The sequence below is a fragment of the Candidatus Enterococcus leclercqii genome (assembly GCF_009933135.1).
In the GTDB taxonomy this organism is placed as follows: Bacteria; Bacillota; Bacilli; order Lactobacillales; family Enterococcaceae; genus Enterococcus_C; species Enterococcus_C leclercqii.
The window spans coordinates 288,229-302,321 of the sequence record NZ_MAEH01000009.1 but is presented as its reverse complement, the minus strand read 5'-3'; the positions used below and the strand labels follow the sequence as shown (position 1 = coordinate 302,321).

Below are 14,093 nucleotides of genomic sequence, written 5' to 3'. Positions count from 1 at the left end.
ACGACTGTATTTAACAAATCAAAGGAGCTGTTTTACTAATGGAATTGAACCGCATGATGGACCACACACTTTTAAAAGCAGATGCATCAGAAGAAGCTGTTTTGCGTATCATCGAAGAAGCAAAGAAATATCATTTTTACTCAGTTTGTATCAACCCGACTTGGGTGAAGCTTGCGGCTGAAAAGCTGGCTGGCGAACCCGTCGCTGTTTGTACGGTGATTGGTTTTCCTCTGGGAGCCAACACTTCTGAAGTCAAGGCTTATGAAACGACAGATGCCATCAATAACGGGGCAGATGAAGTGGATATGGTCATCAACATCGGAGCTTTGAAATCAGGGCAATACAAAAAAGTACAACAAGATATCGAAGCTGTGGTCAATGCTGCCAAAGACCGCGCCTTGGTCAAAGTAATCATTGAAACCGCCTTGTTGAACAATGAAGAAATCGTCAAAGCTTGTGAGCTCGCTCAAGCAGCAGGTGCAGACTTTGTGAAAACTTCTACTGGTTTTTCTACCGGCGGTGCCACAGTAGAAGATGTTCGGTTGATGCGTCAAACAGTTGGTCCTAATATGGGCGTCAAAGCTTCCGGCGGGATTCACACGGAAGCAGATGCGATGGCAATGGTAGAAGCCGGTGCCACTCGTTTGGGAACCAGCGCCAGCGTAGCTATCATTACTGGTGGCAAAGGCGCAGGCTATTAAACAAACACGAGGTAATCTTATGAAAGCTGAGCAAGAATGGCTGGACATTGCCATAGCAGCATTGGACAAAGCCTATGTGCCCTATTCTCATTTTCCGGTGGGGGCATGTCTGGTCACTGAAGCAGGCAAGGTCTATCAAGGATTGAATATCGAAAATGCGTCTTATGGACTTTCTAATTGCGCGGAACGGACCGCCTTTTTTAAAGCAGTATCTGAAGGCGAACGGCATTTTCAACACTTGGTGATTGCCGGACATACACCGGACCCAATCTCCCCATGTGGCGCTTGCCGCCAAGTTATGGCAGAGTTTTGTCCGCAAGAGATGCCGGTAACTCTCGTAGGTGACAACGGTGTCATCAAAGAAACGACAGTAGGCGAATTACTGCCTTATTCATTTACAGACAAAGATCTTTAAGCGAAATTGTCGCCGATTTTCATTCATGAAAATTGCGACCACAGAGTCCGCCGAGGCGGCTCTCAAACCACGTTCTTTCAGTTCTCTGATTTATCAGCAGACTGTTGAAGAAAAAAACTAATCAAATTTAGGGGGCTTTACAGAAATGAAAAAAGCGAACAAGTGGCGTTTAGGAGCAGTAGCGTTGGCAAGTGTAATGGTACTCGGCGCATGTGGCAACGGTGGCGGCAACAGTGCCAGCTCAGGATCATCAGCTGGTGAATCTGAAGCAACCGGGTCAAGTGCAGCAGCAACTGGTGACCACAGTGTGGCTCTGATCACCGATACTGGTGGTGTAGATGACAAGTCTTTCAACCAATCAGCTTGGGAAGGTTTGCAAGAGTGGGGCAAGGAAAACAATCTTAAAGAAGGTGCCGGCGGATATGCTTACTTCCAATCACAAGATGCTGCCGACTATGCCAACCACATCAACACAGCCGTAACTAACGGCTTCCACACAGTATTTGGGATTGGCTACCTGTTGAAAAATGATATTGAAGCAGGTGCAGAACAATTTCCTGATACGAACTTCGGTTTGATTGATGATGTAATCGAAGGCAAAGACAACGTTGTTTCCGCAACTTTCAGTGATCACGAAGCTTCTTATTTGGCAGGGATTGCAGCAGCTTATACTACCAAAACTGACAAAGTCGGCTTTGTAGGTGGCGAAGAAGGCGCAGTTATCGATCGTTTTGAAGCCGGCTTTACCAAAGGTGTGGAAGACACTGCTAAAAAACTGAACAAAGAAATCAAAGTAGATGTACAGTACGCAGCTTCTTTCAGCTCACCTGACAAAGGTAAATCAATCGCAGCTTCTATGTATAACAATGGCGTAGACATCATTTTCCACGCTTCCGGCGGTACTGGTGTAGGTGTGTTTGCAGAAGCAATCGCGAAGAATGAACAAAAAACCAAAGCAGAACTGGAAAACGACAAAGTTTGGGTAATCGGCGTTGACCGTGACCAAGATGCTGACGGTAAATTCAAAACAAAAGACGGTTCAGAGGACAATTGTACATTGACATCTACTCTGAAAGGTGTTGGCGCAGCGGTTAAAGACATCTCTACTCGTGCTATGAATGATGACTTCCCTGGTGGCGAACACTTGACTTACGGCTTGAAAGATGGCGGTGTTGATTTGACTGCTGGTTACGTTTCAGATGATGCTAAAAAAGCAGTCGAAACTGCTAAGCAAGAAATCATTGACGGTAAGATCGAAGTTCCGGAAAAACCTTAATCAAGATTTCTCTAAGGTCTTGTCTGTTTGACAGGCAAGACCTTTTCCTTAGGTTTTTGTCTTTATGACAGCAGCTTTTTTCAAAGCCGCTGTCATAAGGAGGGGTGGATTCCCCAACTGAAAACAGCATTACCGCAATCATTGATCATTGGTTAAAAAGCAGTAACAATTTGGTGCAATCAGAGACGCAAAAAAACGGCAGCGCATAAATGTTCGCCGGGCCCTTTCTACTGAGGCTGTGTCTCGCAGAGCAAGAGAAAAGGATGTGAAGAGAGTGGCAGAATCAGAAAAATATGTTATCGAGATGCGGCATATCACGAAGGCCTTTGGAACCTTCAAAGCAAACGATGACATCAATCTGCAAGTTCGTCCGGGAGAGATTCACGCACTGTTGGGGGAAAACGGTGCAGGAAAATCTACTTTGATGAATGTATTGTCCGGACTATTGGAACCGACTTCCGGTGACATTCTAATCAACGGTGAAAAAGTTCGAATGACTAGTCCCACTGCAGCCAATCGTCTAGGAATTGGGATGGTCCACCAACACTTTATGCTGGTAGATGCCTTTACTGTCACTGAGAATATCGTTCTCGGCAGCGAACCCAACCGTCTAGGGGTGTTGAATAAAAAAGCCGCAGCTGCTGAAATCAAGCGATTGTCCGAGCGATACGGGTTGGCTGTCGATCCCAACGCCTATGTCCGAGACATCTCGGTGGGGATGCAACAACGGGTGGAAATCTTGAAAACTTTGTATCGGGGAGCCGATGTCTTGATTTTCGATGAACCGACTGCCGTTTTGACACCACAAGAAATCGAAGAACTCATTAAGATTATGAAAGAACTGGTCGCTGAAGGAAAATCAATCATTTTGATCACCCATAAGTTGGATGAAATCAAAGCAGTAGCAGATCGCTGTACGGTTATCCGCCGTGGTCGCGGGATTGGTACTGTGAACGTGAAAGATGTCAGCTCTCAGGAATTGGCGGATATGATGGTGGGACGGTCAGTTTCATTTAAGACAGAGAAAACACCCGCTCATCCGAAAGAAGTCATCCTTTCTGTGGAAAATATCACCGTTAAAGAAGGTCGCGGCTTAGATGCAGTGAAAAACCTCAGCTTGGAAGTTCGTGCTGGAGAAGTTCTCGGTATTGCGGGAATCGACGGCAACGGTCAATCAGAGTTGATCCAAGCAATCACTGGGTTGCGTAAGGTTGAAAGTGGCCGCATCACAATTGACGGAGATGACGTGACCAACAGACGTCCGCGTTATATCACTGAAAAAGGTGTAGGACATGTACCGGAAGACCGCCACAAATTTGGTTTGATTTTGGAAATGTCTTTGGCAGAAAATATTGCCTTGCAGACGTATTATCAAGTACCGATGAGCAATCACGGTATTTTGAACTATGGTGAGATCAATGAACACGCTCGCGAACTGATTGAAGAATTCGATGTACGTACGACCAATGAGTTGGTACCGGCCAAGGCGCTTTCCGGCGGGAACCAGCAAAAAGCGATTATCGCCCGCGAAGTCGATCGAGACCCGGATCTTTTGATTGTGGCTAACCCGACTCGCGGCTTGGATGTAGGGGCCATTGAGTTTATCCATAAACGTTTGATTGAGCAACGGGATAAGTACAAAGCAGTACTGCTGGTCAGCTTTGAATTGGATGAGATTCTGAATGTTTCCGATCGAATCGCAGTTATTCATGGCGGTGAAATCGTAGGGATTGTGGATCCAAAAGAAACCAGTGAAAATGAACTGGGGCTTTTGATGGCGGGTTATTCATTGGAAGAAGCCCGGGCCCAGTTGTCTCAGAAATCGGAAGAGCCCCAAGCAAACGCCGCTGTGAATCAATCGGCTAAAGAACAGAAGGCAGGTGTCAGCAATGAATAATCGTTCAGAGACGATCCGCAATATTATGGTGCCTATCATTGCTGTGCTGTTAGGATTTATTCTGGGTGGCGTTATCATGGCTGCTTTCGGATATGATCCAGTCAACGGCTATCGGCAAATGTTCAGCACCGTATTTTTGAACCCGCAAACCAAACAGATTAACCCTCGTAATATCGGGGAAATCTTTGTAACTGCGGGCCCATTGATCTTTACTGCATTAGGATTTTCCGTTGCCAATTCCGCGGGTTTCTTCAACATCGGGCTTTCCGGGCAAGCATTGTGCGGTTGGGTGGCAAGTATCTGGGTGGCCCTCTCGATGCCAAATGCACCAAAAGCTGTGGTAGTTCCAGCAGCATTGATTGTAGGAGCATTGGCTGGCGCTGCGGCTGCGGCTGTACCGGGGATTCTCAGAGCATTCTTTGGTACAAGTGAAGTAATCGTTACTATTATGATGAACTATATCTTGCTGTACACGGCGAACCATATCGTGACCCATGTGATGTCTAAAGATTTGATTTCAAATACCGGCGTTTCCAATCGTGTGGGAGCTAACGGGACTTTGCAGACTGAATTTTTGCGAAGCATCTCCAATAACTCTCGCTTAAATATCGGTATTTTCCTGGCCGTTGCTTTTCTAGTGCTGGTTTGGTTCCTGATGAAGAAAACAACTTTAGGATACGAGATTCGCGCAGTAGGTTTGAACCCGGATGCTTCCGAGTATGCCGGTATGAGCAGCAAGCGGACCATCATCGTTTCCATGATTATCTCGGGTTTTTTGGCAGGACTGGGCGGCGTTGTTTACGGCTTGGGAACTTTCCAAAACTACTTTACGCAAGGGGCCTCATTGAGTATCGGTTTTGACGGGATGGCCGTTTCCTTGTTGGGGAGTGGCTCATCTGTCGGTATTTTACTGTCAGCCTTGTTATTCAGTATTTTGAAACTTGGCGGTCCCGGGATGCAGATGGTCAACATTCCTTCAGAATTAGTGGATGTGGATATTGCCATCATCATCTTCTTTGTCGGAATCAGCTTTGTTATTCGCTTCCTGCTGGCCAAAATTTTTGGCGGCAAAAAAGAAGTAGCAGTTGTTGAAGATGTCGAAAGTAAACCTGCTGACCAAGATGAAGAAGGGGGGACGTTGTAATGGATCTCAATCAAATCGCCTCGATTTTTACACAAACGTTGATTTACTCTACACCGTTGATTTTGACGGCATTAGGCGGTGTTTTCTCTGAGCGCAGCGGGATCGTAAACGTCGGCTTGGAAGGAATCATGGTCATGGGGGCCTTTACATCGGTGGTCTTCAACTTGGAATTTGCCAACCAGTTTGGCGCGATGACACCATGGCTGGGAATGCTTGTCGGTGGATTGGCGGGCGTCTTGTTCGCCTTACTACATGCAGTGGCTACCATCAATTTCCGTGCCGATCATATCATCAGTGGTACCGTGATGAATATGCTGGCACCATCACTAGCTATCTTCTTGGTAAAAGTGCTGTACAATAAAGGGCAGACAGATGGTATTGAACGTCGCCTGGGGTATTTTAGTTTTCCAGTTTTGGAAGACATTCCAGTGATCGGGCCAATCTTATTCAAGGATACCTTCTTGCCGGCCTATTTTGCCATTTTAGTGGCAATCTTGGCTTGGTTCGTTATTTTCAAAACAAAATTTGGCTTGCGCTTGCGTTCAGTTGGTGAACATCCGCAGGCAGCCGATACATTGGGAATCAACGTCTATGTCATGCGTTATGCCGGCGTCTTAATTTCTGGTTTTCTTGGAGGTATGGGGGGTGCAGTCTTCGCACAGTCCATCTCCGGACGGTTTGCCATTACCACTATCGCCGGTCAGGGGTTCATTTCCATGGCAGCTATGATTTTTGGTAAATGGAATCCACTAGGTGCCATGGGTGCGGCGATCTTCTTCGGCTTTGCTCAGAACATCAGTATCGCCGGCAAAAACATCCCTGTGATTTCTTCTATCCCGGATGTATACTTGCAAGCAGCGCCATACGCTTTGACCATTTTGGTGCTGGTTCTCTTCCTCGGAAAAGCTTCAGGACCAAAAGCTAACGGTACCAACTATATCAAAACTAAATAGAGTCTTGTTCAGAGAAACAAGACGTTGCCTAGCTACTTGCAGAAGCAATCTGTGAGTAGCTGGACTGTAAAAAGGGCGGGACTAAGGGACAGTGTTTCTTTGTCTTGCTCTTTATTTTTGCAGAACTGTTGCTGGAGCATGTCTTGTCTGTTTTCAGAGAGGAGCATTCTGAAAACGCGATGAGTAGTCAATGACGAAAGCTGGACGTGGACGCGTTGCTGCAAAAATATTTATTTTGCAGAACTGTTGCTGGAGCGTGGCTTGTCTGTTTTTAGAGAGGAACGTTCTGAAAACGTGATGAGTAGTCTGTGACGAAAGCTGGGCGTAGACGCGTTGCTGCAAAAATATTTATTTTGGCAGGATTGTTGGGCTGCAACGTGGCTTGTCTGTTTTTCTTAATGGTATGTTCAAGTTTGGTATCAAAGACTTTGCAAATGAGACTGCTTGGCGCAGAGATTTTGGATAGCTGAGACGGGTCATTTTGAGAGTTTTTTTGTAAGATAAGAGTGTAGAAAATGTCTGGTTTAACAAAAAAGGAAAGAGGTTTTTAATGATGTTTAAACGTGTACATTTAATCGTAATGGATTCAGTAGGGATTGGCGAAGCACCAGATGCCGAAAAATTCGGTGATAAGGGTTCCGATACGTTGGGACATATTGCCAAAGAAGCTGGGCTGAACATCCCGCATCTGGAACAATTGGGCTTGGGGACCATTCGTCCTCTAGAAGGTGTGACAGCAATCAATGGTCATGACGGCTATGCTACGAAGTTAGAAGAAATCTCGGTGGGTAAAGATACGATGACTGGCCACTGGGAAATCATGGGCTTGAATATTCAAAAGCCCTTCCGAGTTTTTCCTGATGGCTTCCCGGAAGAACTGCTAAAACAGATTGAAGACTTTTCCGGTCGCAAAATAGTCTGCAACAAACCATATTCCGGCACTGAAGTTATCAATGACTACGGCGAACATCAGATGAAAACCGGCGACTTGATTGTCTATACATCTGCCGATCCAGTCTTGCAGATTGCAGCCCACGAGGAAATCATTCCATTGGAAGAACTGTATCGTATTTGCCAATTCACCCGGGATATTACAAAAGATGAACCTTATATGATTGGCCGTATTATCGCTCGTCCTTATGTGGGTGAACCAGGCAACTTTACCCGGACGCCAAATCGTCACGACTATGCGTTGGATCCTTTTGGTAAAACGGTTTTGGATTCACTGAAAGACAATGGCAAAGATGTGATTGCCGTCGGAAAAATCAACGATATCTTTAACGGTCAAGGCATCACAGCGGCAGTCCGAACCAAGAGCAATATGGATGGTGTTGATAAATTGCTGGATGTGATGAAGCAAGACTTTACGGGTCTGAGTTTTACCAATTTGGTAGATTTTGATGCACTTTATGGCCATCGCCGCGATGTGGTGGGGTATGCCCATGCTATCGAAGACTTCGACTTGCGGATTCCTGAATTGTTGGCAGCTATGGCGGAAGATGACCTGCTATTGATCACGGCCGATCACGGCAATGACCCCACCTTCCCAGGAACAGACCACACGCGGGAATATGTGCCACTTTTGGCTTACAGCAAGAAATTCAGCGGCCAAGGCGCACTGCCACAAGGGTACTATTCTGATATTGCTGCAACGATTGCTGAAAACTTCAGCGTACCGGCAACTGAAAATGGCAAGAGCTTTTTGGCAGATTTGAAATAAGCATCATTTGCAAAGAGGATTTTACTACTTGAAATACGAGAGCCTATCCCGCATGGATAAGTGGAGCAATGTGGGTTAGGCTTTCGATATGTGGATAAAAGTTGTGACAAAAGAAAAAAATCTGGAGGACATTATGACTGAATTAAAATTAGCCATCAAGGAAACCACAGAATTTATTAAGAGCCAAGGTGTTGGCGAAGTTACTTTCGGACTGATTCTGGGTTCAGGATTGGGAGAGTTAGCCGAAGAAATCGAAGACAAAGTAGTGGTTCCTTACAATGAAATCCCCCACTTTCCGGTATCAACGGTAGTGGGTCATGCAGGACAACTCGTTTACGGGACACTTTCTGGTAAAAAAGTATTGGCGATGCAAGGTCGTTTCCATTTTTACGAAGGGCATTCCATGCAGACCGTGACTTATCCAGTGCGGGTGATGAAAGCATTAGGCGCCCATTCATTGATTGTGACCAATGCCTGTGGCGGGGTCAATGAAAACTTTGAGCCAGGAGACTTGATGCTGATCACGGATCAAATCAACTTTACTGGAACAAATCCATTGATCGGACCAAATGATGAAGAATTGGGACCGCGCTTTCCTGACATGAGTAATGCTTATACTCCAGCGTATCAAGAAGTTGCTAAAAAAGTTGGTCAAAAAAGCGGCTTGCATCTAAAAGAAGGCGTCTATATGGGCTTTTCAGGTCCAACTTATGAAACGCCGGCTGAGATTCGGATGGCTCGGACTATCGGTGCAGATGCTGTGGGGATGTCCACTGTTCCGGAAGTTATCGTGGCCGCCCACAGTGGTTTGAAAGTTTTGGGAATCTCTTGTATCACCAATCTGGCTGCCGGTATGCAAGCCAACCTCAATCATGAAGAGGTAGTTGCGACTACTGAACGGGTGAAAGGTGAATTCAAAGACCTGGTGAAAAAGACATTAGCTGAACTATAAAAAAGAAAAGAGGTCATGACAATGAGCGTACACATCGGCGCCAAAGAAGGCGAAATTGCAGATAAAATCTTACTCCCAGGTGATCCATTGCGAGCAAAATACATTGCGGAAACCTTCCTGGAAGACCCCATTTGTTACAATGAAGTCCGCGGCATGCTGGGCTACACGGGTATCTACAAAGGGGAACGAGTTTCAGTACAAGGAACTGGGATGGGGATGCCCTCTGCCAGTATCTATGTCCATGAGCTGATTAACTCTTACGGCGTGAAAAAGCTGATTCGTGTGGGAACTTGCGGCGCCATCTCAGAAGATGTTCATGTGCGAGATTTGGTGATTGGTCAAGCAGCGGCAACCAGTTCCTCCATCGTGCAAAAGAATTTCCAAACCTTCAACTATCCGCCTATCGCTGATTTTGATCTGTTGTTGAAGGCCTATGAAATTGCCAAAGCAAAAGGCTTCACGACCCATGTGGGCAACCTTTTATCAGAAGACAGTTTTTACAAAGATGATATGACAGAGACGTTGAAGTTGGCTGATCTAGGCGTGCTGGGAGTAGAAATGGAAGCTGCTGCGATGTATTACATTGCTGCCAAATACCATGTGCAGGCGTTGGCGATTTGTACGGTGAGTGATCACATCATCACCGGCGAAGAAACCACGGCAGAAGAACGGCAAACAACATTTAACGAGATGATTGAAGTCGGACTGGAGACGGCAATCGCCGAATAAAAAGCAAGGGGCTGCGACAATCGTCAATCTTCCGGTCACTGTCCTTCGAAGCGAGGGATACTACAGGTGAGCTCCGAAAAGCCAAGGCATTTCCATTAAAAACAGTGGAAGGGCCTTGGCTTTTTAGTGTCAAAAATTTCAAACACAGGCTTTCCTTATTTACTATTTAAAAATGAGTCTCCCTACAGGAAAAAAGGAGGCAGCTTGCAGCTGACCTATCCGCAGGTGGGCTTTCAGTGGAAAACCTAAAGAAATCCTTAACTGATGCGTTTTTCATGAAAGTTACATTGTAGAAAGCATTGACAGAAACAGTTTCTCTCTATATAATAGGGAGATGCAAAAACTATCTGATTGACACAAGGAAGCAGGAACGATCTATTGTCCGTTCCGGCTCCAGCACAGGAAAACAAAAGTTGCAAGACGAAAATTTCGCTTTCTGCTTTTGTGTTTTTTTGTGCCCAAAAGCCGCAAAAAATGCTTTTTGTTACAGTAAATTAATATTTGTAAAAAAACTGTAACGAAATCCGATAGCCTTTTTGAAAGAAATTTTGAGGGGTGAAGAGCTTGGCTGGACACGTAGTAAAATACGGGAAACACCGCGAACGCAGAAGTTTCGCACGTATCAGTGAAGTATTGGAATTACCGAATCTGATCGAGATTCAAACGGACTCTTACCAATGGTTCTTAGACGAGGGCTTGCGGGAAATGTTTGAAGACATTTTGCCGATCGACGACTTCAACGGCAACCTGTCTCTGGAATTTGTGGATTATGAACTGAAGGAACCGAAGTATACGGTAGAAGAAGCACGGGCTCACGATGCCAACTACTCGGCACCATTGCACGTTACATTGCGTTTGACTAACCGGGAAACCGGCGAAATCAAAGCACAGGAAGTCTTCTTCGGCGATTTCCCACTGATGACTGAGCAAGGGACATTCATCATCAACGGGGCTGAACGGGTTATCGTATCCCAGTTGGTACGTTCTCCTGGGGTGTACTTCCATGGCAAAGTCGACAAAAACGGTAAAGAAGGTTTTGGTTCAACTGTTATCCCTAACCGGGGAGCATGGTTGGAAATGGAAACCGACGCCAAAGATATTTCTTACGTGCGGATTGACCGTACCCGTAAGATTCCTTTGACTGTTTTGGTACGGGCATTGGGCTTTGGTTCCGATGACACGATTTTTGAAATTTTCGGCGAAAGCGAATCATTGCGCAATACGGTCGAAAAAGATCTGCATAAAAATGCTAGTGATTCCCGCACAGAAGAAGGCTTGAAAGATGTCTACGAACGGCTGCGTCCAGGGGAACCTAAAACCGCCGACAGCTCTCGTAACTTGTTGAACGCGCGCTTCTTCGATCCAAAACGTTACGACTTGGCAAATGTTGGTCGTTACAAAGTTAACAAAAAGCTTGATCTGAAGACTCGTCTGTTGAATTTGACATTGGCGGAAACGCTGGTGGATCCGGAAACTGGTGAGATCCTTGTTGAAAAAGGCACTGTTTTGGGTCACGCTGAAATGGACAAGTTGGCACCATTCTTGGAAGCCGGCTTGAACGCAGTAACTTACTACCCTTCAGAAGATGGTGTAGTGACAGAACCAATGACTGTTCAAGTCATCAAAGTCTTCTCACCAAAAGATCCTGAACGGGAAATCAATGTGATCGGCAACGGCTATCCGGATGCTTCCGTGAAAACTGTTCGCCCTGCAGATATTATCGCCTCTATGAGCTACTTCCTGAACTTGATGGAAGGCATCGGCAATGTGGATGATATCGATCACTTGGGTAACCGCCGGATCCGTTCCGTAGGTGAATTGTTGCAAAACCAATTCCGTATCGGCTTGGCTCGTATGGAACGGGTAGTTCGTGAACGGATGTCAATTCAAGACACCGAAACATTGACACCGCAACAATTGATCAATATCCGTCCGGTAGTGGCAAGTATCAAAGAATTCTTTGGTTCTTCCCAGTTGTCCCAGTTCATGGATCAAACCAATCCACTGGGTGAATTGACGCATAAACGTCGTCTGTCTGCCTTAGGGCCTGGCGGTTTGACTCGTGACCGTGCCGGTTATGAAGTCCGCGACGTTCACTATTCTCACTATGGCCGTATGTGTCCAATCGAAACCCCTGAAGGTCCGAATATCGGGCTGATCAACTCGCTGGCGTCTTATGCGAAGGTCAACAAATACGGGTTTATCGAAACACCTTATCGCCGTGTCGATCGTGCCAATGGTCGGGTTACTGATATTATTGACTACTTGACTGCTGACATCGAAGACCATTACGTTGTCGCCCAAGCAAACAGCCCATTAAACGATGACGGCAGTTTTGCTGAAGAGGTCGTAATGGCGCGTGCAACTTCTGAGAATATCGAAGTATCCATCGATAAAGTCGATTACATGGATGTTTCTCCTAAACAGGTAGTGGCAGTAGCGACTGCATGTATTCCTTTCTTGGAAAACGATGATAGTAACCGGGCCTTGATGGGTGCCAACATGCAGCGGCAAGCGGTGCCTTTGATTAACCCTAAATCACCTTGGGTTGGTACCGGTATGGAATACAAATCCGCCCATGACTCAGGTGCTGCCCTGTTGTGTAAGAACCCAGGTGTGGTTGAATACGTGGATGCATCTGAAGTTCGCATTCGTCGTGAAGATGGTGCGTTGGATGTCTACTCTGTTACTAAATTCCGTCGTTCCAACTCCGGGACTTCTTACAACCAACGTCCAATCGTGACGTTGGGTGAAAAAGTTGATAAAGGCGATACGTTGGCAGACGGTCCTTCCATGGAACAAGGGGAATTGGCATTGGGTCAAAACGTGCTGGTTGCCTTTATGACTTGGGAAGGCTACAACTATGAAGATGCCATCATCATGAGCCGTCGTTTGGTCAAAGATGATGTGTACACTTCTGTCCACATTGAAGAATATGAATCAGAAGCCCGCGATACTAAATTGGGGCCTGAAGAAATCACTCGCGAAATCCCGAACGTCGGGGAAGATGCGTTGAAAGACTTGGACGAAATGGGGATCATCCGCATTGGTGCCGAAGTCAAAGACGGTGACTTGCTGGTAGGGAAAGTCACTCCAAAAGGGGTAACTGAACTGTCTGCTGAAGAACGTTTGCTCCATGCAATCTTCGGTGAAAAAGCCCGCGAAGTTCGCGACACTTCTCTGCGTGTGCCTCACGGCGGTGGCGGGATTGTCCACGACGTGAAGATCTTTACCCGTGAAGCCGGCGATGAATTGTCACCTGGTGTCAATATGCTGGTGCGGGTCTATATCGTGCAAAAACGTAAGATTCATGAAGGGGATAAAATGGCCGGACGTCACGGGAACAAGGGTGTTGTTTCTCGGATTATGCCGGAAGAAGATATGCCTTTCTTGCCAGACGGCACACCAGTGGATATCATGCTGAATCCATTAGGGGTACCTTCTCGTATGAATATCGGGCAAGTATTGGAATTGCACTTGGGGATGGCCGCTCGTCAGCTGGGCATCCACGTGGCAACACCAGTATTTGACGGTGCCAACGATGAGGATGTCTGGGCAACAGTGAAAGAAGCCGGGATGGCGGCTGACGCGAAGACTGTCTTGTACGATGGTCGGACCGGGGAACCATTTGACGGCCGGATCTCTGTCGGTGTCATGTATATGATCAAACTGGCCCACATGGTTGATGACAAACTCCATGCGCGTTCCATTGGACCATACTCACTGGTTACACAACAACCGTTGGGTGGTAAAGCACAATTTGGTGGACAACGTTTCGGGGAAATGGAAGTTTGGGCACTGGAAGCTTACGGTGCGGCTTATACCCTGCAAGAAATCCTGACTTACAAGTCAGATGACGTTGTTGGACGTGTGAAGACCTACGAAGCTATCGTGAAGGGCGAACCAATTCCTAAACCAGGTGTTCCGGAATCCTTCCGCGTATTAGTGAAAGAATTGCAATCTCTTGGTTTGGATATGCGGGTCTTGGATATCGACAACGAAGAGATCGAGCTGCGGGATATGGACGACGATGACGATGATTTGATCACTGTCGATGCGTTGGAAAAATTCGCACAGCAACGCCAGTCCGCTAAAGAGCTGGAAGAACAAGCCGCACAACAAGTCAAAGAAGATGAAAATGAGCTGAACGATCAGATCGAAACAGTCGAAGATCGTCAAGACATCGAAGACTGATAACGTGCGCTAAAGAGACACCGCTCGGAAAAACATGGTACTGCTCGTCTTTTTCAGATAGGAAAGATGCGACAGTACCGGAAGCTTTCCGCGTCTCATCATTGATCCGCTC

The 14,093-nt window shown here is 46.4% G+C and carries 10 protein-coding genes; all 10 read left to right on the top strand.

Features of this window, described 5'->3' with window-relative positions:
• Positions 1 to 38: 38 nt before the first annotated feature.
• A complete protein-coding gene (gene deoC / locus BAU14_RS03685) occupies positions 39 to 701 on the top strand; it encodes a deoxyribose-phosphate aldolase (RefSeq protein ID WP_161898721.1) in 663 nt (220 codons plus the stop codon).
• Between the two features lie 19 nt (positions 702 to 720).
• Positions 721 to 1,116: a cytidine deaminase gene (locus tag BAU14_RS03680; protein ID WP_161898720.1), complete on the top strand. Its 396-nt coding sequence runs from the start codon at positions 721 to 723 to the stop codon at positions 1,114 to 1,116.
• Positions 1,117 to 1,261: 145 nt separating this feature from the next.
• Entirely contained in the window at positions 1,262 to 2,392 is a 1,131-nt protein-coding gene (locus tag BAU14_RS03675) for a BMP family lipoprotein (protein WP_161898719.1), read from the top strand.
• Positions 2,393 to 2,696: 304 nt separating this feature from the next.
• Positions 2,697 to 4,289 carry an ABC transporter ATP-binding protein gene (locus BAU14_RS03670; protein WP_161898799.1) on the top strand — a complete coding sequence of 531 codons (1,593 nt, stop codon included), beginning with the start codon at positions 2,697 to 2,699 and terminating at the stop codon, positions 4,287 to 4,289.
• Positions 4,282 to 5,433, top strand: coding sequence for an ABC transporter permease (locus tag BAU14_RS03665; protein WP_161898718.1), 1,152 nt, complete (start codon positions 4,282 to 4,284; stop codon positions 5,431 to 5,433). Before BAU14_RS03670 ends, BAU14_RS03665 begins: the two co-directional genes overlap by 8 nt.
• Positions 5,433 to 6,386 carry an ABC transporter permease gene (locus BAU14_RS03660; RefSeq protein ID WP_161898717.1) on the top strand — a complete coding sequence of 318 codons (954 nt, stop codon included), beginning with the start codon at positions 5,433 to 5,435 and terminating at the stop codon, positions 6,384 to 6,386. Before BAU14_RS03665 ends, BAU14_RS03660 begins: the two co-directional genes overlap by 1 nt.
• Before the next feature lie 553 nt (positions 6,387 to 6,939).
• Positions 6,940 to 8,106, top strand: coding sequence for a phosphopentomutase (gene deoB / locus BAU14_RS03655; RefSeq protein ID WP_161898716.1), 1,167 nt, complete (start codon positions 6,940 to 6,942; stop codon positions 8,104 to 8,106).
• Positions 8,107 to 8,239: 133 nt separating this feature from the next.
• Positions 8,240 to 9,058, top strand: coding sequence for a purine-nucleoside phosphorylase (locus tag BAU14_RS03650; protein ID WP_161898715.1), 819 nt, complete (start codon positions 8,240 to 8,242; stop codon positions 9,056 to 9,058).
• A 21-nt stretch (positions 9,059 to 9,079) separates the two neighbouring features.
• Positions 9,080 to 9,787: a purine-nucleoside phosphorylase gene (deoD, locus tag BAU14_RS03645; RefSeq protein WP_161898714.1), complete on the top strand. Its 708-nt coding sequence runs from the start codon at positions 9,080 to 9,082 to the stop codon at positions 9,785 to 9,787.
• 564 nt (positions 9,788 to 10,351) lie between these two features.
• Entirely contained in the window at positions 10,352 to 13,981 is a 3,630-nt protein-coding gene (gene rpoB, locus BAU14_RS03640; RefSeq protein WP_161898713.1) for a DNA-directed RNA polymerase subunit beta, read from the top strand.
• Positions 13,982 to 14,093 lie beyond the last annotated feature (112 nt).

What these genes read in the sequence shown, in the direction of transcription:
- deoC (WP_161898721.1), top strand. Translation starts at nt 39, where the DNA reads ATGGAATTGAACCGCATGATGGACCACACACTTTTAAAAGCAGATGCA.
- BAU14_RS03680 (WP_161898720.1), top strand. Translation starts at nt 721, where the DNA reads ATGAAAGCTGAGCAAGAATGGCTGGACATTGCCATAGCAGCATTGGAC.
- BAU14_RS03675 (WP_161898719.1), top strand. Translation starts at nt 1,262, where the DNA reads ATGAAAAAAGCGAACAAGTGGCGTTTAGGAGCAGTAGCGTTGGCAAGT.
- BAU14_RS03670 (WP_161898799.1), top strand. Translation starts at nt 2,697, where the DNA reads ATGCGGCATATCACGAAGGCCTTTGGAACCTTCAAAGCAAACGATGAC.
- BAU14_RS03665 (WP_161898718.1), top strand. Translation starts at nt 4,282, where the DNA reads ATGAATAATCGTTCAGAGACGATCCGCAATATTATGGTGCCTATCATT.
- BAU14_RS03660 (WP_161898717.1), top strand. Translation starts at nt 5,433, where the DNA reads ATGGATCTCAATCAAATCGCCTCGATTTTTACACAAACGTTGATTTAC.
- deoB (WP_161898716.1), top strand. Translation starts at nt 6,940, where the DNA reads ATGTTTAAACGTGTACATTTAATCGTAATGGATTCAGTAGGGATTGGC.
- BAU14_RS03650 (WP_161898715.1), top strand. Translation starts at nt 8,240, where the DNA reads ATGACTGAATTAAAATTAGCCATCAAGGAAACCACAGAATTTATTAAG.
- deoD (WP_161898714.1), top strand. Translation starts at nt 9,080, where the DNA reads ATGAGCGTACACATCGGCGCCAAAGAAGGCGAAATTGCAGATAAAATC.